The sequence below is a fragment of the Streptomyces sp. NPDC006487 genome, assembly GCF_042870555.1.
Taxonomy (GTDB): domain Bacteria; phylum Actinomycetota; class Actinomycetes; order Streptomycetales; family Streptomycetaceae; genus Streptomyces.
In genome coordinates, this window is sequence record NZ_JBIAHN010000005.1 from 224,043 (window position 1) to 249,655 (window position 25,613).

The 25,613-nt window shown below is 73.4% G+C and carries 27 protein-coding genes; 19 read left to right on the forward strand and 8 right to left on the reverse strand.

What is annotated here, in order from left to right; translation table 11 throughout:
• Position 1: 1 nt before the first annotated feature.
• A complete protein-coding gene (locus ACFYM0_RS10460; protein WP_388498940.1) occupies positions 2 to 232 on the reverse strand; it encodes a hypothetical protein in 231 nt (76 codons plus the stop codon).
• Between the two features lie 958 nt (positions 233 to 1,190).
• Here ACFYM0_RS10460 and ACFYM0_RS10465 point away from each other — a divergent pair.
• From ACFYM0_RS10465 to ACFYM0_RS10550, 18 genes are all read left to right on the forward strand, one after another.
• On the forward strand, positions 1,191 to 2,984 hold the full coding sequence (locus ACFYM0_RS10465; RefSeq protein ID WP_388498942.1) for a hydrogenase maturation protein: 1,794 nt from the start codon (positions 1,191 to 1,193) through the stop codon (positions 2,982 to 2,984).
• Between the two features lie 97 nt (positions 2,985 to 3,081).
• Positions 3,082 to 4,155 (forward strand): hydrogenase expression protein HypE, encoded by a 1,074-nt coding sequence (locus ACFYM0_RS10470; RefSeq protein WP_388498944.1) that lies wholly within the window; start codon positions 3,082 to 3,084, stop codon positions 4,153 to 4,155.
• Positions 4,156 to 4,261: 106 nt separating this feature from the next.
• Complete coding sequence (locus ACFYM0_RS10475; RefSeq protein ID WP_388498946.1) at positions 4,262 to 6,046, forward strand: nickel-dependent hydrogenase large subunit; 1,785 nt, start codon at positions 4,262 to 4,264, stop codon at positions 6,044 to 6,046.
• A complete protein-coding gene (locus ACFYM0_RS10480; RefSeq protein WP_388498949.1) occupies positions 6,043 to 6,603 on the forward strand; it encodes a hypothetical protein in 561 nt (186 codons plus the stop codon). The genes ACFYM0_RS10475 and ACFYM0_RS10480 overlap by 4 nt, the downstream gene beginning before the upstream one ends.
• Positions 6,600 to 7,256 (forward strand): DUF5947 family protein, encoded by a 657-nt coding sequence (locus tag ACFYM0_RS10485; protein ID WP_388498951.1) that lies wholly within the window; start codon positions 6,600 to 6,602, stop codon positions 7,254 to 7,256. Before ACFYM0_RS10480 ends, ACFYM0_RS10485 begins: the two co-directional genes overlap by 4 nt.
• Entirely contained in the window at positions 7,253 to 7,945 is a 693-nt protein-coding gene (locus ACFYM0_RS10490; protein WP_388498954.1) for a DUF6084 family protein, read from the forward strand. Before ACFYM0_RS10485 ends, ACFYM0_RS10490 begins: the two co-directional genes overlap by 4 nt.
• Positions 7,942 to 9,369 carry a hypothetical protein gene (locus tag ACFYM0_RS10495; protein WP_388498956.1) on the forward strand — a complete coding sequence of 476 codons (1,428 nt, stop codon included), beginning with the start codon at positions 7,942 to 7,944 and terminating at the stop codon, positions 9,367 to 9,369. Before ACFYM0_RS10490 ends, ACFYM0_RS10495 begins: the two co-directional genes overlap by 4 nt.
• Complete coding sequence (locus ACFYM0_RS10500) at positions 9,366 to 9,926, forward strand: hydrogenase maturation protease (protein ID WP_388498959.1); 561 nt, start codon at positions 9,366 to 9,368, stop codon at positions 9,924 to 9,926. The genes ACFYM0_RS10495 and ACFYM0_RS10500 overlap by 4 nt, the downstream gene beginning before the upstream one ends.
• Positions 9,923 to 10,027: a DUF6893 family small protein gene (locus tag ACFYM0_RS10505; RefSeq protein WP_388498962.1), complete on the forward strand. Its 105-nt coding sequence runs from the start codon at positions 9,923 to 9,925 to the stop codon at positions 10,025 to 10,027. Before ACFYM0_RS10500 ends, ACFYM0_RS10505 begins: the two co-directional genes overlap by 4 nt.
• A 117-nt stretch (positions 10,028 to 10,144) precedes the next feature.
• Positions 10,145 to 10,558, forward strand: coding sequence for a hydrogenase maturation nickel metallochaperone HypA (locus ACFYM0_RS10510; RefSeq protein ID WP_388498964.1), 414 nt, complete (start codon positions 10,145 to 10,147; stop codon positions 10,556 to 10,558).
• Positions 10,559 to 10,561: 3 nt separating this feature from the next.
• Complete coding sequence (hypB, locus tag ACFYM0_RS10515) at positions 10,562 to 11,521, forward strand: hydrogenase nickel incorporation protein HypB (protein WP_388498967.1); 960 nt, start codon at positions 10,562 to 10,564, stop codon at positions 11,519 to 11,521.
• Positions 11,521 to 13,968 (forward strand): carbamoyltransferase HypF, encoded by a 2,448-nt coding sequence (gene hypF / locus ACFYM0_RS10520; RefSeq protein ID WP_388498971.1) that lies wholly within the window; start codon positions 11,521 to 11,523, stop codon positions 13,966 to 13,968. The genes hypB and hypF overlap by 1 nt, the downstream gene beginning before the upstream one ends.
• Positions 13,937 to 14,233 (forward strand): HypC/HybG/HupF family hydrogenase formation chaperone, encoded by a 297-nt coding sequence (locus ACFYM0_RS10525; protein WP_388498974.1) that lies wholly within the window; start codon positions 13,937 to 13,939, stop codon positions 14,231 to 14,233. Before hypF ends, ACFYM0_RS10525 begins: the two co-directional genes overlap by 32 nt.
• The gene (hypD, locus tag ACFYM0_RS10530; protein ID WP_388498977.1) at positions 14,230 to 15,372 is read left to right on the forward strand and encodes a hydrogenase formation protein HypD; all 1,143 of its coding nucleotides are present in this window, start codon (positions 14,230 to 14,232) and stop codon (positions 15,370 to 15,372) included. Before ACFYM0_RS10525 ends, hypD begins: the two co-directional genes overlap by 4 nt.
• On the forward strand, positions 15,365 to 16,429 hold the full coding sequence (gene hypE, locus ACFYM0_RS10535; protein ID WP_388498980.1) for a hydrogenase expression/formation protein HypE: 1,065 nt from the start codon (positions 15,365 to 15,367) through the stop codon (positions 16,427 to 16,429). Before hypD ends, hypE begins: the two co-directional genes overlap by 8 nt.
• A gap of 102 nt (positions 16,430 to 16,531) precedes the next feature.
• Positions 16,532 to 17,371 (forward strand): class II glutamine amidotransferase, encoded by an 840-nt coding sequence (locus ACFYM0_RS10540; protein ID WP_388498982.1) that lies wholly within the window; start codon positions 16,532 to 16,534, stop codon positions 17,369 to 17,371.
• Positions 17,372 to 17,408: 37 nt separating this feature from the next.
• Positions 17,409 to 17,822, forward strand: coding sequence for a glutamate-cysteine ligase family protein (locus ACFYM0_RS10545; RefSeq protein ID WP_388498985.1), 414 nt, complete (start codon positions 17,409 to 17,411; stop codon positions 17,820 to 17,822).
• A gap of 313 nt (positions 17,823 to 18,135) precedes the next feature.
• Positions 18,136 to 18,597 (forward strand): DUF5133 domain-containing protein, encoded by a 462-nt coding sequence (locus tag ACFYM0_RS10550; RefSeq protein WP_388498989.1) that lies wholly within the window; start codon positions 18,136 to 18,138, stop codon positions 18,595 to 18,597.
• On the opposite strand, the gene ACFYM0_RS10555 is transcribed toward ACFYM0_RS10550, so the two are convergent.
• The 6 genes from ACFYM0_RS10555 to ACFYM0_RS10580 form a co-directional block, all read right to left on the reverse strand.
• Positions 18,543 to 19,067, reverse strand: coding sequence for a DUF6328 family protein (locus ACFYM0_RS10555; RefSeq protein WP_388498992.1), 525 nt, complete (start codon positions 19,065 to 19,067; stop codon positions 18,543 to 18,545). The two genes, ACFYM0_RS10550 and ACFYM0_RS10555, sit on opposite strands and share 55 nt — an antisense overlap.
• Before the next feature lie 423 nt (positions 19,068 to 19,490).
• Positions 19,491 to 20,495, reverse strand: coding sequence for a Ku protein (locus tag ACFYM0_RS10560; protein ID WP_388498995.1), 1,005 nt, complete (start codon positions 20,493 to 20,495; stop codon positions 19,491 to 19,493).
• A gap of 401 nt (positions 20,496 to 20,896) precedes the next feature.
• The gene (locus ACFYM0_RS10565) at positions 20,897 to 21,085 is read right to left on the reverse strand and encodes a hypothetical protein (RefSeq protein WP_388498997.1); all 189 of its coding nucleotides are present in this window, start codon (positions 21,083 to 21,085) and stop codon (positions 20,897 to 20,899) included.
• Positions 21,086 to 21,223: 138 nt separating this feature from the next.
• Positions 21,224 to 21,481 carry a hypothetical protein gene (locus ACFYM0_RS10570; RefSeq protein ID WP_388498999.1) on the reverse strand — a complete coding sequence of 86 codons (258 nt, stop codon included), beginning with the start codon at positions 21,479 to 21,481 and terminating at the stop codon, positions 21,224 to 21,226.
• A 44-nt stretch (positions 21,482 to 21,525) separates the two neighbouring features.
• Positions 21,526 to 22,545 carry a D-alanyl-D-alanine carboxypeptidase family protein gene (locus ACFYM0_RS10575; protein ID WP_388499001.1) on the reverse strand — a complete coding sequence of 340 codons (1,020 nt, stop codon included), beginning with the start codon at positions 22,543 to 22,545 and terminating at the stop codon, positions 21,526 to 21,528.
• Positions 22,546 to 23,013: 468 nt separating this feature from the next.
• Positions 23,014 to 23,169, reverse strand: coding sequence for a CsbD family protein (locus tag ACFYM0_RS10580; protein WP_388499355.1), 156 nt, complete (start codon positions 23,167 to 23,169; stop codon positions 23,014 to 23,016).
• Between the two features lie 180 nt (positions 23,170 to 23,349).
• Between ACFYM0_RS10580 and ACFYM0_RS10585 the strand changes: the two genes are divergently transcribed.
• Positions 23,350 to 23,616 carry a DUF4235 domain-containing protein gene (locus ACFYM0_RS10585; protein ID WP_327257336.1) on the forward strand — a complete coding sequence of 89 codons (267 nt, stop codon included), beginning with the start codon at positions 23,350 to 23,352 and terminating at the stop codon, positions 23,614 to 23,616.
• Between the two features lie 364 nt (positions 23,617 to 23,980).
• Here ACFYM0_RS10585 and ACFYM0_RS10590 read toward each other — a convergent pair whose 3' ends face one another.
• The gene (locus ACFYM0_RS10590; RefSeq protein ID WP_388499357.1) at positions 23,981 to 25,294 is read right to left on the reverse strand and encodes an AI-2E family transporter; all 1,314 of its coding nucleotides are present in this window, start codon (positions 25,292 to 25,294) and stop codon (positions 23,981 to 23,983) included.
• Between the last annotated feature and the right edge of the window lie 319 nt (positions 25,295 to 25,613).

Consider the following 25,613-nt stretch of genomic DNA (forward strand, 5'->3'; position numbering starts at 1 on the left):
TTCATTCATCGCGCGGGCCCACCCACCGCGCCCCCTTTCGGCCCGGCTTCCCGGGCTGCTGCGGACGGTCCAGACGGCTGGCTTCGTCCGTGTCGGCCGCCGGCGTGGTCCCGTCGTCGTGGAGACCGGTCTGCGCCTTGTCATCGCGGCGGCCGGCCCGTGCCTTGCCGTGCCCGTCCGGTTTCCGCCGGTCCTCCAGCGGCACTCCTCCGGCGCCACCCTGCTCGTCCATGGCCGTCTCCTCGCTCGAGCTCTACGGGAGCCCCGCGGGCCGCGGCAGCCCCGCACGGGCGGCTTCCCCGGTCCGGGCCGTGCAAACCGGTGTCAGGGCCCGGTCCTGTGGTCACGGTCCTGCGGTCGGGTCCGCATCGGCCGCGCCCGGCTGGGTAGGCGCCCGGTGCGGGGTGCGGCCTCGGCCTCATGGCTGCGACGGGGGTCGCACTCCGTCGTCGAGGATGACGCTCCGACTCAGGTCACGGGCTCCGGCGCCGGCACCGGTCCCGGGAGGGGCCCCGGCCGGGGATGCCGACCGGGACGCGGTACGGGCGGCGGGTCGGGCTCGGGCTGCGGCGGCGCCGGCGGTACCGGGTCCGGCCCGGGGGCCGGCACCGGACCCGGCAGGGGCCCGGGTTGCGGCCCCGGGCCGGGGCCCGGCGCGGGGGTCGGGTTGGGCGGCACCGGATCGTTGGGAGGCGTCCCCATGGACGCCTGCCCTCCCGGTACCGGTTCGGGTCGGGTGGGCGCGCAGCTCTTCGGATTCGTCACAGTGCGTCCGATCGTTCGTCCGGATACCGGCGGCCCGGGCCTCCGGGCCGTCCGGCCGGGCACAGTCCGGGTGCCCGTACCGCGCGGGTCGCCGCCTCCCGGCAGCGCGCGGCGTACCGCGCCTACCCGCGCCGCCGGGCCCTAGACACATCGAGTGCGGCGCCGCGGAGGCCGGGCCTCGGGCGCCCGGCCGCAGGCCCCGGGCCGGAGCAGGAACGGGGACCGGGGCCACCGCGGGCCCGTTCTCCGCTGCCGCCGAGCGGCCCTGTGCTGCTGCGCGTACGGGTGACACGGACAGCGGGGTGCGCGCGCTCGCCGACGGACGTCGCGAAACATCTCTGGCGGCCGGTCACGCGCCGGCCCCGCACCGCCGATGCGGCCGGGCCACCCCGTGCCGCGGCACCGGTCCGTCGCAGGGAGCCCCCGTGCACGTCCTGCTCGTCGCGAGCGCCTTCAACAGTCTCACCCAGCGGGTCCACGCCGAGCTGCGCGATCGCGGCCACAGCGTCTCCGTGGAGCTGGCCCTCCCCGCGGCCGACCTGGCGGCGTGCGTACGGCGCCACCGCCCCGAGCTGATCGTCGCACCGATGCTGACCTCGGCGGTGCCGGAGGAGGTCTGGTCCGCCCACACCTGCCTGATCGTGCATCCCGGTCCGGTCGGGGACCGGGGTCCCTCCTCGCTCGACCGGGCGGTACTGGACGGGGTCCCGCGGTGGGGCGTCACCGTCCTGCAGGCCAATGCGGAGATGGACGCCGGCGACGTGTGGGCCTCGGTGGAATGTCCCGGACCGGACCCGGGCGAGTCGAAGAGCGCCTGGTACCGGGGCGAGGTGGCCGACGCGGCCCTGGAGGCCGTCCTGCTCGCCGTGGAGCGCTATGCCGGCGGAACGTACGTCCCCGCGCCGCAGACCCAGGGCCTGGCCCGCCCCCTGCTGCGTCAGGAGCACCGGCGGATCGACTGGCTGCGGGACGGTACCGAGCAGGTGCTGCGCACCTTGCGCGCCGCGGACTCACGGCCCGGCGTACGGGACGAGCTGCTCGGCTGCGCCTGGTACCTGCACGGCGGGCACCCGGAGGACGGGCTGCGCGGCCGCCCCGGCGAGCTGCTGGCCACCAGGGCGGGGGCGATCTGCCGGGCCACCGTCGACGGAGCCGTGTGGATCCCGGAGCTGCGGGCCCACCGCGCCCCGGGGCAACCGGCCGCGCCCAAGCTCCCCGCCACCCTCGCGCTCGGGGCCCTGCTGCCGGAGCTGCCCGAGCTGCCCGCCCCGGCGGCGGCCGGCCGGGGGCCGCGGCCCCGCACCTGGTCCGACATCGGCTACCAGGAGGTCGGCGGGGCCGGCTTCCTGTCGTTCTCCTTCCCCGGCGGCGCGATGAGCACGGCCCACTGCCGGCGCCTGCTGGACGCGTACCGTGCGGCCTGCGCCCGGCCGACTTCCGTGCTCGTGCTCGGCGGTGGGCGGGACTTCTTCTCCAACGGGATCCACTTGGGCGTCATCGAGGCCGCTGTCGATCCCGCCGAAGAGTCCTGGGCCAACATCAACGCCATGGACGACCTGGTGGAGGCCGTCCTGACCACCACCGACCGGCTCGTGATCTCCGCGCTGGGCGGCAACGCCGCCGCCGGAGGCGCCATGCTGGCCTTCGCCGCCGACGAGGTGTGGTGCCGCTCCGGTGTGGTCCTCAATCCGCACTACCGGCTGATGGGCCTGTACGGATCGGAGTTCTGGACGTACACCCTGCCGCGCCGGATCGGCTCCGCCGCGGCGGAGCACCAGACCACGGAGGCCCTGCCGCTGAGTGCCGAGGCGGCCCGGCGGCTGGGCCTGGTCGACCGGACGGTCGCCTGCCCGCCCGCGGAGTTCGCGGGCCGGGCCGCGGCCCTCGCCGCACGGCTCGCCGGGCACCCCGCCACCACCTCCCGGATCGCCGTGAAGAAGGCGCGGCGGGAGCGGGACGAGGAGCAGCGTCCGCTGGCTTCCTACCGGGCGGCCGAGCTGGAGCGGATGTGGCAGACCTTCTTCGACCCGCAGGCCCCGTACCACGCGCTGCGGCGGGCCTTCGTGGGGAAGGTGCGTCCGGGCGAGACCCCGCCGCACCTCGCCCGCGCCGTGCCGGCCCGGCGCGGTGCGCCGCTGTCCGCGCGACCGGGCTCGTCGCCGGACTCCGTCACCGGACCGGGTGTACATGACGCGGCACCGGTCCGCGGCGGGTGCTAGCAAGAAAGGTGGGGCCGATGAGCCCCTCGCGGTGAGGGGCCCCCTTGCGGGCCCCGCCGCCGCTCCTCCCCCTCCCCCTCCCCAAGGAGGCCTCCGCATGGACGCAGCAACGCCGGCCCCGGTGACGGACGACCCGGCAGCGGACGACCCGTTGATCCACATCCTCTGGATCAACGCGGGCCTGAGCTGTGACGGTGACTCCGTGTCCCTGACCGCCGCGATGCAGCCGAGCATCGAGGAGATCGTGACCGGGACGCTGCCCGGGCTGCCCCGGATCGCCGTCCACTGGCCGCTGATCGACTTCGAGTGCGGTCCCGTCGGGGGCGCGGACACGTTCATCGAATGGTTCTTCAAGGGCGAGCGGGGCGAGATCGATCCCTTCGTGCTGGTGGTCGAGGGCTCCATCCCCAACGAGAAGATCAAGTCCGAGGGCTACTGGTGCGGTTTCGGCGACGATCCGGCGACCGGCCAGCCCATCACCACCAGCGAGTGGATCGACCGGCTGGCGCCCAAGGCGCTCGCCGTGGTGGCCATCGGCACCTGCGCCGCATACGGCGGCATCCACGCGATGGAAGGCAATCCGACGGGTGCGATGGGCCTGCCCGACTACCTGGGCTGGGACTGGAAGTCGCACGCCGGGATCCCCATCGTGTGCGTGCCGGGCTGTCCGATCCAGCCGGACAACTTCTCCGAGACCCTGACCTACCTGCTCTACCAGGCGGCCGGCTCGGCCCCGATGATCCCGCTGGACGACAAGCTGCGGCCCACGTGGCTGTTCGGCAACACGGTGCACGAGGGGTGCGACCGGGCCGGCTATTACGAGCAGGGCGAGTTCGCGGAGACCTACGACTCCCCCAAGTGCCTTGTGAAGCTCGGCTGTTGGGGTCCAGTGGTGAAGTGCAACGTACCCAAGCGCGGCTGGATGAACGGCATCGGCGGCTGTCCGAACGTGGGCGGCATCTGCATCGCGTGCACGATGCCGGGCTTCCCCGACAAGTTCATGCCGTTCATGGACAAGCCGCCTGGCGCCACCGTCTCCACCAAGGCCAGCGGCGCGTACGGCGCGCTGATCCGCAGGCTGCGGGCGATCACCCTTCACACCGTCGATCAGGAGCCCAAGTGGCGCCACACGGGCGAGAAGCTGACGACGGGATACCGCCCGCCCTGGTGAACCGGGCCCGACGGCCACCCGCCCGCTCCGCACTCCTCTCCCCACCCGCTCCCCTCTCCACCCGCTCCTCCTCCACCCGCGCTGATGAAGGGCCACGGCAGACACGATGGAACCGAAGACGAAGGCGGCCGGCGACGGCAGCGGCCTGGTCGAGATGGCATGGGATCCGATCACCCGGATCGTGGGCAGTCTCGGCATCCACACGAAGATCGACTTCAAGCAGAAGCGGGTCGCCGAGTGCTACAGCACCTCGTCGGTCTTCCGTGGCTACAGCGTCTTCATGCGCGGCAAGGATCCCCGTGACGCGCACTTCATCACCAGCCGCATCTGCGGGATCTGCGGCGACAACCACGCCACGTGTTCCGTGTACGCGCAGAACATGGCCTACGGGGTGAAGCCCCCACACCTCGCCGAATGGATCATCAACCTCGGCGAGTCCGCGGAGTACATGTTCGACCACAACATCTTCCAGGAGAACCTGGTCGGGGTCGACTACTGCGAGAAGATGGTCCGCGAGACCAACCCCGGGGTCCTGGAGCTGGCCGAACGGACCGCCGCCCCGCACGCGGGCGAGCACGGGTACCGCACCATCGCGGACATCATGCGCTCGCTCAACCCCATCGAGGGCGAGTTCTACCGCGAGGCCCTCCAAGTCAGCCGGTACACGCGGGAGATGTTCTGCCTGATGGAGGGCCGCCACGTGCACCCCTCCACGCTCTACCCGGGCGGTGTCGGCACCATCGCCTCGGTCCAGCTCTTCACCGACTACATGAGCCGCCTGATGCGGTACGTGGAGTTCATGAAGAAGGTGGTGCCGCTGCACGACGACCTGTTCGACTTCTTCTACGAGGCCCTGCCCGGCTACGAGGAAGTCGGCCGCCGGCGTGTCCTGCTGGGCTGCTGGGGCGCCCTCAACGACCCCGAGTACTGCGACTTCACGTACGCCAACATGACCGACTGGGGACGGAAGATGTTCGTCACCCCGGGCGTGGTGGTGGACGGAAAACTGGTCACCAACGACCTCACGGAAATCAACCTGGGCATCCGCATCCTGCTGGGCAGCTCGTACTACGACGACTGGCAGGGGCAGGAGCAGTTCGTCACGCACGACCCGCTCGGCAACCCGGTGGACCCGCGCCACCCGTGGAACCAGCACACCATCCCGGCCCCGCAGAAGCGGAACTTCGACGACAAGTACAGCTGGGTGATGTCGCCCCGCTGGTTCGACGGCAAGGACCACCTGGCGCTCGACACCGGCGGCGGTCCCATCGCCCGGCTCTGGTCCACCGCACTGTCCGGCCTGGTGGACGTCGGCTACGTCAAGGCCACGGGGCACAGCGTGGTCATCAACCTGCCGAAGACGATGACCAAGCCCGAGACGACCTTCGAGTGGCAGATCCCCAAGTGGAGCAACGCCCTGGAACGCAACCGGGCCCGCACCTACTTCCAGGCCTACGCGGCGGCCATCGCGCTGCACTGCGCCGAGAAGGGGCTCGCGGAGGTGCGCGCCGGACGCACCCAGACCTGGGAGAAGTTCGAAGTGCCGGACCAGGCGGTAGGCGTCGGATTCACCGAGGCCGTACGCGGTGTCCTGTCGCACCACATGGTGATCCGCGACGGGAAGATCGCCAACTACCACCCGTATCCGCCGACTCCGTGGAACGCCAGCACCCGGGACACCTTCGGCACTCCCGGTCCGTACGAGGACGCCGTGCAGAACACGCCCATCTTCGAGGAGAACCCCCCGGAGAACTTCAAGGGAATCGACATCATGCGAGCGGTCCGCAGCTTCGACCCCTGTCTGCCGTGCGGGGTGCACATGTACGTCGGCGGCGGCAAGACGGTCAAAACCATGCACGTGCCCACCGGCCTGAGCGGACTGGGCGGATGAGCGCCGCACGCGCGGGCGCCGCGGGCGCCGCGGGCGCCGCGCCGGACGCACGACAGGCCGGGCAGCGGGTGGACGAGGTCCTCGACCGGCTCGCCGCCACGGGCGACCGGGCGGCCTGCGCCGCCGCCGAGGAACTGGTCCGGGGCCTCATGGAGTTCTACGGGGCGGGGCTCGCCCGGATCACGCAGCGGCTCGGCGACCACGGCCTGGCCCCGCTGCTGGACGACGAGCTCGTGGCGAGCCTGCTGGCCCTGCACGACCTGAACCCCGAGGACGTCCACGTCCGGATCGGGCGGGCGCTGCGGTCCGCTCCGGAGCAGACGGAACTGCTCGGCTTCGACCCGGCCTCGGGCGTACTGCGGCTGGGCGTTCCCGCCGGCGGCGGCTGCGGCTGCGGCGGCTCGGAGACCGATCCCGACGGCGTCCCGCGCGGTGTGGCGGACGCCCTGGCGGCCTTCGCACCCGAAGTGACCTCCGTGGAGGTGGAGCAGGCGTCCCCCGCCCCGGCCCTCCTCCAGATCGGCGCCCGCCCGCAGACCCCGGCACGGGTCCGGTGAGCGCGCCGGCCCCGGCCGCGCGCGGCCTGCGCCGGTTCGCCGGCGCCCGCCCGCCGCGCCCCGAGACCTGCGAACTGTGCGCAGTGGCGGTCGCCGAGGACGGGCACCGCCACCTGGTGGAGACCGAACGGCGGGCCCTGGTCTGCGCGTGCACCGCCTGCGCACTGCTTTTCGACCGGCCCGGCGCGGCCAGCGGCCGGTTCCGCGCCGTACCCGACCGCTACCTCACCGACCCGGCGCATCCGCTGGGTGACGGCGCCTGGGAGACCCTCCAGATCCCCGTCGGGGTGGCCTTCCTGTTCCGCAACGCCGCACTGGACCGCCTGGTCGCGCTCTACCCGAGCCCCGCCGGGGCCACCGAGAGCGAGCTCGACCCCGAGACCTGGCAGCGCGTGCTCGGCGCCGGGCGGCTGGCCGGCCTGCTGGAGCCCGACGTGGAGGCACTGCTGCTGCACCGCGCGCAGGGCCGTACCACCTGCCACCTGGTCCCCATCGACATCTGCTACGAGCTGGTGGGCCGGATGCGGATGCTCTGGCAGGGCTTCGACGGGGGCGCGGAGGCCCGGGAGGCGCTGCGCGTGTTCTTCGAGCGGGTGGAACGGCGGGCCCGGGTGCTGGCCCCGGATCCGGTGGAAGCGGGGCGGCGGCCGTGACGGACTTCGACTTCGCCTGCACGGGGGTGCGCGCCGATCCGTACGCCGCCGGACCCACCCTGGTGTTCCGGCTGCGGCTGACCGCCTCGCCCGGGGTGCGCGTGCACGCCGTCGCCCTGCGCTGCCAGCTCCGTGTGGAGCCGGCCAAGCGCCGCTACGTCCCGGCCGAGGCCGACGGTCTCGCCGACCTCTTCGGCGAACCCTCCCGCTGGGGGTCCACCCTTCAGCCGGTGCAGTTCGCGCTGGTCTCGGTGATGGTCCCGAGCTTCACCGGGGAGACCGAGGTCGACCTCGTGGTGCCGTGCAGCTACGACATGGACATCGCGGCGACCCGGTACTTCGCCGCGCTCAAGGGCGGTGACGTCCCGATGCTGATGCTGTTCTCGGGGACGGCCTTCACCGGGGCGGGCGGCTTCCACGTGGAACCGGTGCCCTGGGACCGCGAGGCCTCGTACCGGATGCCCGTGGCCGTATGGCGGGAGATGGTCGAGCAGCATTTCCCCGGGTGCGGCTGGCTGCGTCTGCCCGCCGACACGATGGCCGAACTGCTCGCCTTCCGCTCGCGGCACGCACTCCCCTCATGGGAGGCCACCGTGCGCGTCCTCCTGGACGCCGCGGCCGGGCCGGCGCCCGCCCCGGTCCGGCTGGGGACGCCGCCGCCGCTCGTCACCGAGAGGACCGCGCCGTGACCACGACCGCCCCCGGCCCCGCGGGCGCCGTCGGCGCCGCGGACTCCCGCTTCGCCACGGCCCGGCAGGTGGCCGACGCCGTCCTCTTCGAGGGGTACGTCCTGTACCCGTACCGGGCTTCCGCGGCGAAGAACCGGATGCGCTGGCAGTTCGGCGTGCTCGTGCCGCCCGCCTGGGCTCCCGCGCACGGGGAGCACTCCTTCCAGCGGACCGAGATCCTGCTGGAACCCCGGGGCGCGGCGACGCTCCATGTGGAGCTTCGCTTCCTGCACGCGCAGCGCCGCACGGTCCAACGGGCCCGCGCCGACGGTTCGTTCGAGGAGGTCGCCGAACTCCAGCTGACAGACCGAGTGCTGGTCCCCTGGGACGAAGGGACCGAAGAGCGGATCGAGTTGTCCGTCGCCTTGGCCGAACTGACGGGCACGGAAGCCGTCTTGCCCTTCGACCGGCCCGCCCGCGAGGAGGTGGAGCCGGTCCTCGACTCCGACGGCCGCACGGTCGGCCGCCTGGTGCGGCGTACGGAGCGGATCGACGGGCTGTTGCGCCTGCGCACCGCCGAACTCGAAGGCCCCTACCGGGTGTCGAAGCTCACCGCGGTGGTGGAGAACACCAGCCCGTGGTCCCCGGCGGATCCGTCCGCGACCCGGGAGGAGGCACTGCCCCGCTCCCTCGTCGCCGCCCACCTCCTGCTGGCGCTGGACTCCGGGTCCTTCCTGTCGATGACCGACCCGCCCGAGTGGGCCAAGGGGGCGGTCGCGCGCTGCGAGAACCGCCACACCTGGCCGGTACTGGCGGGCCAGCCCGGCAGCACGGACGTGGTCCTGTCCTCCCCCATCATCCTGGAGGACCACCCGGCCATCGCCCCGGAGAGCGCCGGGGCCATGTACGACGCCACCGAGATCGACGAGATCCTGGCCCTGCGCACCGCCGCCCTCACCGACCAGGAGAAACGGGAGGCCCGCGGGACGGACCCCCGGGCGGCCGCCGTGATCGAGCTGGCCGATTCGATGCCGCCCGAAGTCCTGGAGCGCCTGCACGGGGCCGTACGGGGCCTGCGCGACATCACCGGTGAGGCCGCCTCCCAGGACGCGGACGCGCTGTTCCGGCCCGGGACGCCCTGGTGGGACCCCGCCGGGGCGGACTCCGCCGCACCTGTACCCGAGCACGTGACGGTCGACGGCGTACGGGTGGGCGCCGGAAGCCGTGTGGTGCTGCGCCCGGGGCTGCGCCGGACCGACGCCCAGGACCTCTTCCTCCAGGGCCGCACGGCCCGGGTGGAGGCGGTCCTGCACGATGTCGACGGAGGGGTTCACCTCGCCGTCACCGTGGAGGGCGACCCGGGTGCCGACATCCGGCGGGAACAGGGCAGGTTCCTGTACTTCCAGCCGGACGAGGTCACCGTCGCCCCCGAGGGGCCGGCGTGAGCGGCCGCACCCCGATCGGCGGCCGCACCCTGATCGCGGGCATCGGCAACGTCTTCCTCGGAGACGACGGCTTCGGCGTCGAGACCCTGCGGGCCCTGTCGGCGCACCCGCTGCCGCAGGGCGTGGAGGCGGTGGACTTCGGGGTGCGCGGGGTCCACCTCGCCTACCAGTTGCTGGACGGCTACGACACGGTCGTCCTCGTCGACGCCACCGCGCGCGGCGGCGCCCCCGGCACCCTGTACCTGATCGAGGTCGGTGAGGAAGACGTGGGCGCCGCCCCGGGCGCGGCCGCTCTCGACGGCCACGACATGTCGCCCGCCACCGTCCTCGCCCTGCTGGACACCCTGTGCGCCGGAACGGGCGCGCAGGCGCCCGGGCGCGTGCTCGTCCTCGGCTGCGAACCGGCCTGCGTCGAGGAGGGCATCGGGCTGAGTGCACCCGTGGCCGACGCCGTGCCCCAGGCCGTGCGCGCGCTCCTGGACCTGCTCGGGCACGGGGAGCCGCACGCCCCCGGAGCGGAGGACCCGAACCGCCGAGAACTGAGGAGTACCCCATGAAGAAGGCAGTCGTCGGCGGAGCCGCCGCATTGGCCCTGGTCGCCGCCCTCAAGCAGCTCCTGCCGGACATCAGGCGCTACTTGCGCATCCGCCGCATGTGAACGCGTACGCCCCGGCCTCCGAATGGAGTACGGGGCGTACCGGTTCCCGGCGTGCCCGGCCGCGCCTCCCCGGTCCTGCCGGTGTAATAGCCCCCGGCAGGACGGAGACCGAATCCGATGCACGAGATGTCGATCGCCATGGCCGTCGTGGGCCAGGTGGAAGAGGCGGCCCCGGAAGCCGGCAGCGCCGTGAGCCGAGTGGAGCTCCAAGTGGGCGAGTTGGCCGGAGTGGTGCCGGACGCACTCGGCTTCTGCTTCGAACTCGCCTGCGCCGGAACGGTTCTGGAGGGGGCCGAGCTCGTCGTCCGGTCCGTGCCGGCCCGCGCGCGCTGCGGCGCCTGCACGGGCGACTGGGCCGTGGGGATGCCCCCCGACCTGTGCTGTCCCACGTGCGGACGGGCCACGGAGGTGGAGCTGCTCTCAGGGCGCGAGCTGCGCATCCTGACGGTGACCTGGGAGGACGCGCAGTCCGCCGAGGCCGCCGCAGCCGCCGTCGCCCCCTGCCGCGCCCCGATCTCCGAGGAGGCCTGACCCATGTGCCGAGTGGTCGACCTGCAACAGGCGGTACTCGCCAAGAACGACGGGGCCGCGCGGGCCCTGCGCGCCGAACTCGCCTCCCGCGGCACGACGGTGGTCAACATGCTGTCCAGTCCGGGCAGCGGCAAGACCGCGCTGCTCGAACGGGAACTGCTGCTCGCGAGGGAACGCGGGGTGGCCGTGGCCGCCCTGACCGCCGACCTGGCCACTGAGAACGACGCGGTACGGCTGGCCCGTTCGGGGGCCCCGGTCAAGCAGGTGCTCACCGACGGGCTCTGTCATCTGGAGGCCACGATGCTGGGCCGCCACCTGCACGGCTGGCTGCCCGAGGAGACACGGCTGCTCTTCGTCGAGAACGTCGGCAATCTGGTCTGCCCGGCCTCGTACGACCTCGGGGAGTCGCTGCGCGTGGTCCTCGCCTCCGTGACCGAGGGCGAGGACAAACCGCTGAAGTACCCCACGGCCTTCGGGCTGGCCCAGCTCGTCCTCGTCACCAAGACCGACATCGCGCGGGCCGTCGAGTTCGACGAGGCCGCTTTCCGGGCGAACGTCCAGCAGGTCAACCCGGGGGTGGAGGTGGTACTCACCTCGGCCCGCACCGGCGAGGGTCTCGGCCTCCTGCTGGACCGGGCGCAGGCGGTCGGAAGGGGAGCGGCGGCGCACACGCCGGTGATGGCCGGCGCCCTTGCCTCGGCGCGGAGCGGCGCTGAAGGCGGCGACCACCTCGCCGGGCCCGGGCCCGGGCCCGGGCCCGGCGAGGGCAGCCGCACGCACCGGACGGCAGACGGGCACGACCACGATCACGGGCACCGGCCGGAGCACGATCACGATCACGGGCACGGACACCGGGCGGAGCACGATCACGGCCACGGCCACGGCCCGGAGCACGAGCAGAGGCACGCCCCGATGCCGGCCCGCACCCCGGCGGCAGCGCCGACGCACGGGCAGACCGGCTGATGGAGTCCGTCCAGCGCCGCCGGGTCACCGTGCAGGGTGTGGTGCAGGGCGTCGGCTTCCGGCCGTACGTCTACGCCCGCGCCACCGGGCTCGGTCTGGCCGGACACGTCACCAACACCCCGGAGGGAGTGGTGACCGAGGTCGAGGGAGCGGCCGCCGCCGTCTCCGCGTTCTGCGAGCGCCTCGCGGCGGACGCACCGCCGCTGGCCGTGGTGGAGGCCGTCGACCACTGTGAGGTGCCGGTGGTCGGGGGCGCGGGATTCGCGATCATCGCCTCCCGGAGGGGCGGCCCGGCCAGGACGCTGGTCTCCCCGGACACGGCCACGTGCGCCGCCTGCCTCGCGGAGCTGGCGGATCCCGGCGACCGCCGCCACCGCCACCCCTTCATCACGTGCACGCACTGCGGCCCCCGCTTCACGATCGTCACCGGTCTGCCCTACGACCGCGCGCACACCACCATGGCCGGCTTCCCGATGTGCCCCGACTGCGCCCGCGAGTACTCCGATCCGGCCGACCGCCGGTTCCACGCGCAGCCCGTCGCCTGCCCGGCCTGCGGTCCCCGGCTGCGGCTGCTGGTCGCCGGCGGCGGGCGGGACCCGTACGAGCTCACCGGTACGGATCCGGTCGCCGAGGCACGCCGCATGCTGGCCCGGGGCGCGATCCTGGCGGTCAAGGGACTCGGGGGCTACCACCTGGCCTGCGACGCCACCCGTCCGGAGGCCGTGGCGGAGCTGCGCCGGCGCAAGTGCCGGGGCGACAAGCCGTTCGCGGTGATGGCACGCGACCTCGCCGAGGCGGAGCGGCTGGCCCACATCGGCCCCGAGGAGCGTGCCCTGCTCACCGGCGGTGTCCGGCCCATCGTGCTGCTCCGCAGGCGGGCCGGGGGCCCCGGACCGTCCGAGGAGGTCGCCCCGCGCAGCCCCGACCTGGGCGTCATGCTCCCGTACACCCCGCTCCACCACCTGCTGTTCGGGCTTCCCGGCGACCCGCCGGGGCCCGGGCTGCTCGTCATGACCAGCGGCAACCTCGCGGGTGAGCCCATCGCCACCGGGGAGGACGAGGCCCTGGCGCGGCTGGCCGGGATCGCCGACGGCTGGCTCACTCACGACCGGCCCATCCACGTACCGTGCGACGACTCCGTGGTGCGGGTCTGCGACGGCGCCGCGCTGCTGGTCCGGCGCTCGCGCGGCTACGCCCCGCTGCCACTGCCGCTGCCGTTTCCGGTTCCGGCCACGCTGGCGACGGGGGGCGACCTGAAGAACGCCCTCTGCCTCGGGGAGGGCCGCCGGGCCTGGCTGTCCGCACACATCGGCGATATGGACGACCTGGCCACCCAGGTCGCCTTCGAGCGGGCGGAGGGGCAGCTGGAGTCCGTCACCGGGGTCTCGCCCGTCCTGCTGGCCGCCGACCGTCATCCCGGGTACCGGTCGGGCCGGTGGGCGGTCCGCAACGCGGGGGGCCGGCCGCTGGTGCGCGTACAGCACCATCACGCGCACGTCGCGTCCGCATTGGCCGAACACGGCCTGGACGGCGGCCACCGGGTGATCGGCGTCGCGTTCGACGGCACCGGCTACGGTGACGACGGCGCGGTCTGGGGCGGAGAGGTGCTCCTCGCCGACTACGCCGGGTACACCCGCTTCGCGCACCTCGCGTACGTGCCGCTGCCGGGCGGCGACGCCGCGGTGCACCGCCCGTACCGCATGGCCCTGTCGCACCTGCGGGCCGCGGGGATCCCCTGGGATCCCGACCTGCCGTGTGCGAGCAGCTGCCCGGAGGACGAATTCCGTCTCCTGTCACGGCAGTTGGAGCTCGGACTGAACTGCGTTCCGACCTCCAGCATGGGCCGCCTCTTCGACGCCGTGTCCTCGCTGGCGGGCATCTGCCAGCTCTCCGGGTACGAGGCCCAGGCCGCCATGGAGCTGGAGTCCACCGCGCTGGGGTCGGCCGCGCCGGAGTACGTCGCGCCCGAGTCGGCCGCGCCGGGGGCGGCGGGGCGGGCCGCCCCGGATCCCGAGCCCCGCCCGTACGCCTTCGCCCTGAACTCCCCGGCTCCCGGCGGCGACGGCCCCGTCACCGCGGATCCGGCGCCCCTGCTGGTGTCGGTGGTGGCCGACCTCCGGGCGGGGGTGGATCCGTCCGTGATCGCGGCCCGCTTCCACGCCGCCGCCACCGCGCTGGTCGCCGACCTGTGCGTCCTGGCGCGCGAACGGCACGGGCTGGACACGGTGGCGCTGACCGGCGGGGTCTTCGCCAACACCTTGCTGTCCTCGGCCTGCGCCCGTGCGCTGCGCGAGCGCGGCTTCACCGTACTGCGGCACCGCCAGGTCCCGCCGAACGACGGCGGGCTGGCACTCGGTCAGCTCATGGTGGCGGCCGCGCGCGGCGTCACCGACCCCCCACAGCGAGGAGAGGCCCATGTGCTTGGCGGTACCCGGCAGAGTGCTTGACATCGCGGAGAAGGACGGCACCCGCATGGCCACGGTCGATTTCGGCGGCGTGCAGAAGGAGGTGTGCCTGGAGTACCTTCCCGACCTCCAGGTCGGCGAGTACGCCATCGTCCACGTGGGCTTCGCCCTCCAGCGCCTGGACGAGGAGTCCGCCCGGCAGACCCTCGAACTGTTCGCCGAACTCGGCATGCTCCAGGAGGAGTTCGGGGATCCGTGGGAGCTGGCGGCCGACGCCGCCGACGGTGACGAGGGAGGACCGCGGTGAAGTACATCGACGAGTTCCAGGATCCCGCCCTCGCCCGGCGGCTCCTGGACGAGATCCACTCCGCCGTGACCCGCCCCTGGGCACTGATGGAGGTGTGCGGCGGCCAGACCCACACCATCATCCGGCACGGGATCGATCAACTTCTGCCCGATCAGGTGGAGTTGATCCACGGACCGGGATGTCCCGTCTGCGTGACCCCGCTGGAGGTCATCGACAAGGCGCTGGAGATCGCCTCCCGGCCGGGCGTGATCTTCTGTTCCTTCGGAGACATGCTCCGCGTCCCCGGGACCGGCCGCGACCTGTTCCGGGTCCGCAGCGAAGGCGGTGACGTACGGGTCGTCTACTCCCCCCTCGACGCCCTGACCATCGCCCGGCAGAACCCGGACCGGGAGGTGGTGTTCTTCGGCATCGGCTTCGAGACCACGGCCCCGCCGAACGCGATGACGGTCCATCAGGCGAAGCGGCTGGGCATCCACAACTTCAGCCTGCTGGTCTCCCACGTACGGGTTCCCCCGGCCATCGAGGCCATCATGCGCTCCCCCAGCTGCCGGGTGCAGGGCTTCCTCGCCGCCGGGCACGTGTGCAGCGTGATGGGGATGGCGGAGTACCCGGAGCTCGCGGCACGGTACCGTGTGCCGATCGTGGTCACGGGCTTCGAGCCGCTGGACATCCTCGAAGGCGTACGGCGGACCGTGCTGCAGCTCGAACGGGGCGAGCACGCCGTGGAGAACGCCTACGAGCGGGCCGTCCGCCCGGAGGGCAATCCCGCCGCCCTCGCCATGCTTGAAGACGTCTTCGAGGTCACGGACCGGGCCTGGCGCGGGATCGGGGTCATCCCGGACAGCGGCTGGCGCCTGTCCGAGCGCTACCGGGAGTTCGACGCCGAGCACCGTTTCTCGGTCACCGGGATCACCACGCGGGAGCCCGCCGAGTGCCGCAGCGGCGAGGTGCTCCAGGGGCTCATCAAACCGCACGAGTGCGAGGCCTTCGGCACGCTGTGCACGCCGCGCAACCCGCTCGGCGCCACGATGGTCTCCAGCGAAGGCGCCTGCGCCGCGTACTACCTCTACCGCCGGCTCGACCTCCAGGCCGCGCCGGCCTCCCCGACGACGCCGCTGGAGGCGAGCCCCGTTGGCTGAGACCGCACCCCTGGACATCACCGGCTGGACCTGCCCGGCCCCGCTGCGCGACCATCCCCGGGTGGTGATGGGCCACGGCGGAGGCGGCGCGCTGTCCGCGGAGCTCGTCCAGCACCTCTTCCTCCCGGAGTTCGGCGGCCCCGCCCCGGCCCAGCTCGGGGACTCCGCCGCGCTCTCCCTCGGAGGCGTGCGGCTGGCCTTCTCCACGGACTCCTACGTCGTGCGCCCGCTGTTCTTCCCGGGCGGCTGCATCGGTGACCTCGCGGTCAACGGCACGGTCAACGATCTGGCCATGTCGGGGGCCGAACCGGCCTACCTCTCCTGCGGGTTCATCCTGGAGGAGGGCGTCGAGATGTCCGTCGTCTCGCGGGTCGCCCGCGCGATGGGCGAAGCGGCCCGCGCCGCGGGCGTGGAGGTGGTCACCGGGGACACCAAGGTCGTGGAGAGCGGGCACGGGGACGGCGTCTACATCAACACCGCGGGCATCGGCCTCATCCCGGCGGGGGTGGACCTGCGCGCGCAGCGGGTCGTGCCCGGAGACGTGGTGATCGTCAGCGGTGAGATCGGGCTGCACGGCGTGGCCATCATGAGCGTCCGCGAAGGCCTGGAGTTCGGGGTGGACGTGGAGAGCGACTGCGCGCCGCTGGGGGGCCTCGTACGGAGCATGCTCGCGGTCACTCCGGACCTGCACGTCCTGCGCGACCCCACCCGGGGCGGTCTGGCCGCCGCGCTCAACGAGATCGCCACGGCCTCCGGCACCGGCGTCCTCGTCCACGAAACCCGGGTGCCCGTGCCCCCGGCCGTCGCGAACGCCTGCTCGATCCTCGGCCTGGACCCGTTCTACGTGGCCAACGAGGGCAAGCTCGTGGCCTTCGTACCGCGCGAGCACGCCGAGGCCGTGCTCGACGCGATGCGGGCGCATCCGCTGGGGCGCGGGGCGACCGTGATCGGCGAGGCCGTGGAGGCCCACCCGGGCATGGTCGTGGCCCGCACCCGGCTGGGCGGCACCCGCGTGGTGGACCTGCCGATCGGGGAGCAGCTGCCGCGGATCTGCTGAGCGCGGCCCCGGCTCCGCCGCGGCACCCCGCCGCGGCGGAGCCCAGGACCGCGGCCGCGTCCGGGGTTAGGCTCGGAGCAGGCCGCGAAGGGGATGGTCCGCATGTGCCGCTGGCTCGCCTACTCGGGTTCGTCCATGCTGCTAGACGCCGTGCTCTACCGGCCCGAGCACTCGCTGATCAACCAGAGCCTCCACGCCCGGATGGGCGTCGAGACGACGAACGGCGACGGCTTCGGGATCGGCTGGTACAGCGGGAACGGGGACGGCACGCCCGCCGTCTTCCGGGACGTCGCACCGGCCTGGAACAACCGCAACCTGCGCGAACTCGCCGCGCACGTGCGCTCGCCGCTGTTCTTCGCGCACATCCGTGCCTCGACGGGTTCGGCCGTGCAGCAGACCAACTGCCACCCGTTCCGCCACGGCCGGTGGCTGTGGATGCACAACGGGGCCATCGCGGACTTCCACCGGCTCCAGCGCGACCTGTGCATGGCCGTCGACCCGGCCCTCTTCCCGTCCATCGAGGGGTCCACCGACTCCGAGGTGATGTTCTACCTGGCGGTGACCTTCGGGCTCGACCAGGACGTGCCGGGGGCGGTGGCCAGGATGACCGGGCTCGTGGAGCGGCTCGGCAAGGAGCACGGCGTCGCCGATCCGGTCCAGATGACCCTGGCCATCAGCGACGGGGAGCGGCTCTGGGCGTTCCGCTACTCCAGCCGGGGCGCCTCCCGGTCGCTCTTCTACAGCAGCCGCGCCGAGACCGTGCGCCACCTCCACCCCGAGGTGGAGTACCTCCACGAGATCTCCGACGACTCGCGCATCGTGGTCTCCGAGCCGCTCGGGGACCTGCCCGGTGTGTGGAACGAACTTCCCGAGGCCAGCTACACGGTGATCCCGTCCGTCACGGACCGGGAGTACGTGCCCTTCGTACCTGCGCTCGGCTGACGGCCGCACCGGGGCCGGCTCGCCGGCGGCTTCCCACGTGGGCGTCGGATCCGAGGGGTACCGGATGGGCCCCTGGCTGCCCGTGCTCCAGGCCCTCGCGGCCTACTCTCCCTTCGACCGGGGCAGGGACTCCGGTTACGCCAGCCGGCGAGCCGTGGAGCACGCCCGCTGGCCGGCCGTCGGGCCCGCCCCCGTCCTGGACGAAGCCGGGTACGAACACTGCGCCGAGGAGCTCGTGCGCAGCGGCACCGTGCTGGACCGGCGGATGATCTACTGGTACGCCCGCCCGTCCGAGCACGTGCCCACGCCGGAGATCCGCGTGGCCGACGTGAACGCACGGATCGGCACGGTCGTCCTCCTGGCCCGGCAGCGCGCCGCGCACCGGCGTCAGGGACGGCTCAGCCGCGTCCGCGTCGTGGACGGCCTCGTGGAGGCGGTGGCCGCGGGCTGAGGCCGCCCGGCCCGGCTGGCCTGGCGCACGCGGGTCCGCGGCCCACGCCCGGGGCGCCGCCGGGCCCGAGCCGGTCGGCCGCACGGGTCATGGAAGTTGTTCGGGCCCTGAACCAGCGCGCCGCGCGGCCCGTGCTCAGACGGCGGGCATACCGTCCCTACGCGGACCACCGCACCGCCCCCACCGCCCCGGACCGGAGGAACCCGTGCTGACACCCGGAGAAACCACTCCCCCGACCCGACTGGCCCCCACCGCGCGGACGCACGGGCACCCCGTGCCGGCGCCGGCCGGCAACCGGGCCGTCGGGATGCTCATGGCCACGACCCCCTGCTCGGCCCGCGACGCGCTGCGCATCCTCGCGACGGCCGCGGATCTGGCCGACGTACCCGTAGAGGACCTGGCGGCCGCGGTGACCGGCGCCTCCTGCGGCACCGGCCTGCCCGCCCGCCTCGAACGCGCTCTGCGCCGCGCCGTGGAGGCCGCCCGGACCCGCGGGACGGCGGGTGGTCCCCGTGCTGCCGGGCTCGCGCCGAACCCCACCCGGACCGAGGAGGTGCTGACCCGGCTGCGCGGTTGTCAGGCCCGGCTCGCGGCCTCGCCCCAGGACCCCGCGGCCCTGCGGGCCATGGACGACACCGCGTACACCCTGTGCGCGCTCATGGGCAGGCCCACCGTCTTCGAAGCCATCACCGCGGCGGAGGAACAGCTCGCCGCCACGCCCTACGAGTCCCGCTCGGGGTCCTCGGGATCCTCCGGGTCGACGCTGGCGGTGTAGCGGACGCGTGCCCACAGGGGCAGCACGAACCAGCACAGCACGTACCAGGCGAACACCCCACCGACGAGCCACGTCGCCAGGGCGTTGCCGGTCGCCACCCTGAGGACGAGCAGCAGGGCCGAGGTGCTGGTGGCCAGGAGCAGCAGAAGGCCCGTGAAGGTCAGGCGCGCGGCCCACGCGACGGCCTCGGGCTTGATCCTGCGCCCCGAGACGAGACGGTGGAAGGCGACGGGGCCTATCAGGGCGCCGGTCGCCAGGGATCCCAGGACCACCGTCACGACGTAGATGGTCTTCTCGGTCTGCGGGAGTCCCGCGAACACGGGGGCGAAGGCCACGGTCAGCAGGAATCCGAACAGGATCTGGACACCGGTCTGGGCGACCCTGATCTCCTGGACCAGTTCCTGCCACTGCCGGTCGGCGCGTTCCTCCGGCGACTCGTCACGTCCCTGCTGATCCGTCCCGTTCGCCATCGGCCGCCTCCCTGGTGAAAGTTCCTCGGGACCCGTCTGCCCCCGAACCCCGACGTCATGTCCGTATGTCCGTCCGCACCGCCACCGAGCCGGCGCCGGGTGGGACGACGCGCCGGAAGGCCGGTGCAGGGGAGCGTCCGGGCAGGACAAGGGGACCCGTACGACGCTGTGGGTGGCCTTGGCCGCCGATCTCGTCATCCGCGCCGGCAAGGGCGGTCGCCCACGGACGGGCCCTACCTGGTCGGGGGCGCCGGCGGAGGTTCGGGCATCGGCTCCGGCTCGGGGAGGGGCACCGGGACCGGCCTGGGCGTGTGCGGTGCGGTCACGTTCGTCATGGTGACTCCGCCTCCTCGCGAACGGTGGGTGCGCTCCGGTGTTGCACGGGGGCGCCTGCCCGCTCCGGCCCGGCCCATTCCCGCCCGGTCATGCCGCCTTGCGCGGGCGGCGGCCGGACCCCGACCCGGAGGCGGTGGCGGCGAGGGCGTCGCGGAGTTCGTCGCGGGTCATGGCGGAGCGTCCGGGGATCCCGGCCGCCGCGGCCTTCTTGTAGAGCTCCGCCTTGGTCATGTGCTGCGGGTCCTTCGGTCCGGCCGCCCCCCGCTCCTGCTCCCGCGCGCGTTCCGGGGGCTTCCCGTTCTTCCCCCGGGCTCCCGCCGCGGCCCGCTCGACGCTGGCACGCAGCGCCTCGGAGAGGTCGACCACGTTGGTCGACTCTGCGGCGGGCTCCGCCTTCTCCACGCTCTCCCCCGCCCGCTTCGCCTTGATCAGGGCGGCCACCTTCTCCCGGAACGTGTCGTGGAACTCCTCGGGTTTCCACTCCATGCTGAGTGCCTCGACCAGCTGCTCGGCCATGCGCAGCTCCTTCGGCGCGGCCTTGGCCTTGCGCGGCAGGGAGTCGATCTCCGCACGCGGATCGCGGATCTCGTCGGCCCAATGGAGCGTGTGGCAGGTGAGCAGGCCGTTCTCCGCCTTGACGGCCACGAGGTATTCGTGGCTGCGCATCACGAACCTGGCTATCCCGGCCTTATCCGCCTTGGCGAGTGCCTGCTCGACGAGGCTGTAGATCTTCCCGTATTCCTTGCCCTTCGGCGCCAGGTAGTACGTCGCGTCGAAGAAGATCGGATCGACTTCGGCCGGATCCACGAACCCCTCGATGTCGAGCGACCTCGACCGGCCCGGCGCGATGTCGTCCAGCTCCTCCGGCTCCACGAGCACGTAGGCGTCGCCGTCGTCGAAGCCCTTGACGATCTCCTCGAAGGGCACCTCCTCGCCGGTCCGTTCGTTGACCCGCTTGTTGCGAACCCGGTCGGAGGTGCCGCGCTGCAACTGGTGGAAGTGGATCGTGTGGCTGTCGGTCGCCGTGTAGAGACCCACGGGCAGGCTGACCAGCCCGAAGCTCAGTACTCCCGCCCACACCGGTCGCGCCATGACCACCACCGCCGTTCTCTGTCGCGCGCTCCCCGCACTCCGGCCCAGGGGCTCCGCAGCCGTCGCGTAGTACCGGCACTCGTTCCCCCGTCTCCTCGACGCCGGGCATGTCCAGCGCGTGCCAGGCGTCCGGGCTCGGCGGCCGGTACGTTACGGGCTCGCCCATGCACCCCTCGGGCGCGGCGGCCATGCCTGCGATGCCGGCCGTGGCGGCGCTGAGGTCGGTGCCGCGGCCCAGGACGGCCAGCCCAGTAGGAGGTCGTGCGCAGGAACGTCGTGGGCACGACCTCCTCGACGAAGCACTGGTCGGCTTCCGTGCGTCCTCGCTGCGAGGGACAGCGTGTAGGAGGCGATGACGGCGGCCTGCGCGCGACCCGAAGGCACGGTATCGACCGGCATGTTCATCCGAGTCGCCGCCCTTCGTCGCCCCCGGGCACGGCGCTCGTCGCCTCCGCCCGCGAGGTGCGGCGCGGCGTCTGCCCGAACAAGCGGTCCATCTGCCCGCGCACCGCTTCGAAGTCGTCCCAGTAGTTCCGTGCCGTCTCCTCGGAGCGGCCTGTCTGCCTCTGGCTCTGATGCGTCCCCTTCACCGTTCTCTCCCTCGGCCCGCGGTCTGCGCTGACCCCCTCGGTCACGTCCGGCGCCTACCCGGAGAGGCGGCACGCACACACGGGGCGGGCCGGCCCCGCGGAGATCATTTGCGGCGGGACGCGGGACGTACCCGGGGCCTACTCCTCTTCGGCGGCGGCCCGGTCGACGCGTTCCGGGTCGCACGGTGGCGAGCCGGAGCCGGTTCCCGTCCGCGACGGAGCGCCGGGCGGGCGCCCGTGCTCGTCGACCATGGCGCCCTCGTCGGGCAGCAGCCCGGGGCGGTGACCGGCCTCGGGCCGGCCGGCCTCGGGCCGGCCGCCCTGAGCACGATGAGGGCGTACCTGCTCCTCGCGTCCCACACCGGGCCGCTGGCGCTTGGCGGCGTGTCCGCTCATGGCTGCCTCCTCCATCCCGTCCGCCCCTCCTGGTCCCTGATCGCCTACCCCGCCCGACCGCTACCAGACAGGGCGACCGCCCCGCCCGGCCCGACACCGCGCCCCGCGCCGGTGGTGGGCCGCGTCAGGGACGGGTGCGCGGACGCCCCGAGCGCCTCGAGTTCGTCGAGCGGTGCACGCTGGACGGCTTCGACCAGACGGCGGCTGTGGGCCCAGACGGCCGCCCGGGCGCGGACCGGGGAACAGCCGCTGCGCTGCGCGAGCACGGCGCCGAGGACCAGTCGGCGGCTGCCGTCGACCTCCTTGTGGGCGGCCCACAGGACGTTGCCTCCGGCCGGGGTGCTGGTGCCCGTCTTCAGCCCGGCGACACCGTGCCGGCCGAGCAGCCGGTTGGTGGTGCGCGCCTCGCCCCGGTTTCCCGGGAGCGTGATCGAGGGGGTGGCGACGATGGTCCGGAACAGCTCGTCCCGCATGACCGTGCGGGCCAGGACCAGCAGGTCGCCGGCCGTGCTGGTGTTCCCGATGTCCATGCCGCAGGAGCCGGTGAACCGGGTACGGGCCATGCCGAGTTCCGCGGCCGCCTCGTTCATCCGGCGCACGAACTCCTCTTCGCGGCCGGCGGTCCGGCGGGCGAGGAGCCTGGCGATGTTGTTGCCCGAGGGGATCAGCATGTACGCGAGCAGCTGCCGCAGGGGGAAGTCCTGCCCTTCCTCTACGGGCACCACCGATTCGACCGTGGAACCGGACTCGCGGGCGGCGGCCCTGTCGACGCGGATCGTGGGGCCGGGGTCCCGCGGGCCCAGGGGATGCTCCCGCAGCACCACGTAGGCGGTCATCACCTTGGTGATGCTCGCGATGGGCACCGGGCGCTGTTCCCCGACCGTCCCGAGGGAGCCGATCCCCTCCACCTCCACGCTCGCCTGGCCCTCGTGGGGCCAGGGCAGCGGCGCCGCCGACACCGCGCGGCGGGCGGCGGCGACGGCCGCGTCCCCGGCGCGGCAGGCCGCGAGCCGGCCCCGCCCGGGCAGTTCGGCGGAACGGCGGAGGAAGGCGTGGACGGACATGACACTCCCGGATCGGGTTCGCGGTGGGGGCAGTGCCCCGCCGCGCCCGGAACGGTCCGGGCCCCGTCGTCCGGCAGCGGAGGGCACACACCGCAGCATGGCCGCCCCACGCATCGAAACCCCGACCGTCGTCCATCGGCGGACGCTCACCCGTGTACCGGTTCCGCGGAGGACCACCGCCCCGGCGGCGCATCGCGCCCACCTCACGGTCCGGCCGCCCGGATTCCGGCGGGGGTCTGCCTGCGGCGGACCCGCGGCCGGCTGAGGGACGCGGCGCACCCACATCTCCCTGCCGTGCCAGGCCGTCTCTTTCGGATCTTGCCGGGCCCGCGACGCCCGGCACCGCGCCCGGCCGCACGGCCGGGGCGACCCCGTACATCCAGTACGGGGTCGCCCCGACAGCACGCCCAAGCAGGGCACCAGACACCGCGAACTCGGCCGGCAAGATCCGAAAGAGACGACCTGGTCCTAGTCCTTGAGGACGTCCTTGGCCTTCTCCTTGGCCTGGCGTGCATCACCCTTCATCTGCTCCGCACGGCCCTCGGCGGTCAGGCTCTCGTTCCCGACCGTGCGCCCCACCGCTTCCTTGGCCTTGCCCTTCGCCTGTTCCTTCTTGGCCTTCATCTTCTGCTCACCCGACACGGCTCTCACTCCGATCGCTGGCGATCATCTGACGTGGCGCGTCTTTCCTGATACCCCTCCGGTAAACCCGCCCGCTCGTAAATCCGCCCGCTCGGCTCCGCGCGTTAGCCGCGAGCGGCTCGGGGCAGGCGCCGGGGGAACGGCAACGGAGCGGAGGCAGTGGTGGAGACCTCGAAGATCGCCTACAAACCCGTGGGGCTGGCACTCGGCGCCACAGGGGGGCTGCTGGCCGGTCTGGCCTTCAAGCAGATCTGGAAACGGCTCGGCCACGAGGACGATGCGCCGAGCGCCACCGACGAGGACCGTACGTGGCGGGAGATCCTCATAGCCGCGGCCCTCCAGGGCGCCGTGTTCGCCGCGGTGAAGGCCGCGATCGACCGCGGCGGCGCGGTGGCCGCCAAACGCCTGACCGGCACCTGGCCCGCCTGAGGCGGCGCCGGCCGGTGCAGGTGTCGTGCCGCCTGCCCTTGGTGTCTTCCGGCCCGGCGTCCGCCCGGGCGGGGGCGGCTTGATCCGGCTCGGAACCGATGGTGCCGGACCCGCTCACGCGACCGGGTCCGCGCCGTTCTGGTGACGCGGGTGCGCGTTCGGCCGGTCGTGGGCCGGGACAAGCGGGGGACCGTCGGCCCACGCAGCCGGTTCACGTGCCGCCGCCGCACGATGTCCGGCTCCGGCGGCGACCACGCGCGCGGCATCGTCACAACCGCCAGGTCGGGCACTGTGGAGCGGTCGCGGTTGACCCCTCGCGCCGCCCTCCCGCCAGGGTGGCGGCGGCTCGGCCCGCGGCTGGTGATCAGCGGTCCGGGCCGTCCTGCGCCTCAGCCTTCGGATCCGCCGCCGGATCCTGCGGCGCGGCGCCGGACGCGGGTGCCGGGGGCCCCGCTCCCGTGACGGCGCGGGCGGGGTGGGCGCGTAGGTGGGTGATCACCGTATTGGCCACGGCGACGAGCGGGACCGCCACGACGGCCCCGCCGATCCCCGCGATGGTGCCGCCCGTGGCGACGGCCAGGACCACGGCGAGCGGGTGGACCCGCACGGCCCGGCCCAGGATGAACGGCTGGAGCACGTGTCCTTCGATCTGCTGCACCACGAGGACGACCATCAGCGCCATCAGGGCCGTGAATACCCCTTCGGTGACGAGCGCCACCACGACCGCCAGTGCGCCGGAGACGACGGCGCCGACGAGCGGCACGAAGGAGGACAGGAAGATCACCACGCCGATCGGAACGGCGAGCGGAACGCCCAGGAAGTAGATGCCCACGCCGATGAAGACCGCGTCGATCATCGCGACGATCATGGTGCCGCGCACATAGGCGGTGAGGGTCCGCCAGGCGGGCGGGCCGGCGCCGGCGACCCCCGGACGGGCCGCCGCGGGGACGAGCCGCAGTGTCCACTGCCAGATACGCCTGCCGTCGTACAGCAGGAAGAGGGTGGCGAACATGGCCAGCAGCAGTCCGGTGATCACCTCCACCAGGACGGTGACGCCCTGGAGGCCGGTGGAGGTGATCTCGCTCGTACTGGTGCCGATGGTGTCGCTCAGACTGTCGGCGATGTCGTTGATCTGCTGTTCCGTGACGTGCAGCGGACTGTCGACCAGCCATTGTTTGAGCTCGCCGATGCCCTCCTGAACCCGGTCCGAGAGGTTGTCGAGGTTGTCGAGCACCTGCCAGACGACGAACCAGCCGACCAGTCCGAGCATCACGAATCCGCAGGTCGCGGTCAGGGCCGTCGCCGCGCCCCGCGACAGCCCACTCCGGTGCAGCCGGGCGACGGTCGGCTGGAGCAGCGCGGTGACCAGCAGCGCGACCACGAAGGCGAGGGCGACGAGCCGCACCGCCCCGATGACCCGCATCAGCACCCAGACGGTGGCGGCGAGCACCAGGAAACGCCAGCCGGCCTCCGCCGCCACCCGTACCCCCCAGGGCACCGCGGCCGCTGGATCCCGGCCTCCGGGGCCGGGCGGTCCGTTCGGCGCCTCCGGCGGACCCGGTTCCTCCCATGCCGCGGCGGCCTCCGCCTCACGTTGGGCATGGAGCCGGGCCCGGCGCTCGCCGAGGCCGGCGGCGCCCTTCTTCACGTGCCCGAGCCATCCGCGCACTCTGGGCAGAGGTCGCTCCACCGTGGGGTTCCTCCGATTCGTCGCGTAGGAGACCTTCCTCCAGGCTGGGCCGTGCGGGGCCTTCCGGCACCCCGGAACCGGGCCGGCTGGGGGGTCAGACCGGGTGTCGGGGGTCGATCGCCCGGACGTCGCCGTACCGCATCAGCTCGGGCACGTCCCGCAGCGCCGGGGAGACCTCGGTGGGCCCGGCGTCCGGCACCGGCCGGCCGCGGCCGTGACGACGTGCACGGGGCAGTCCAGGGCGTCGGCGAACGCGTCCGGTTCCGTTTCCGCCACGACATCTCCTTCCGGGCCGTGCGGCCACCCG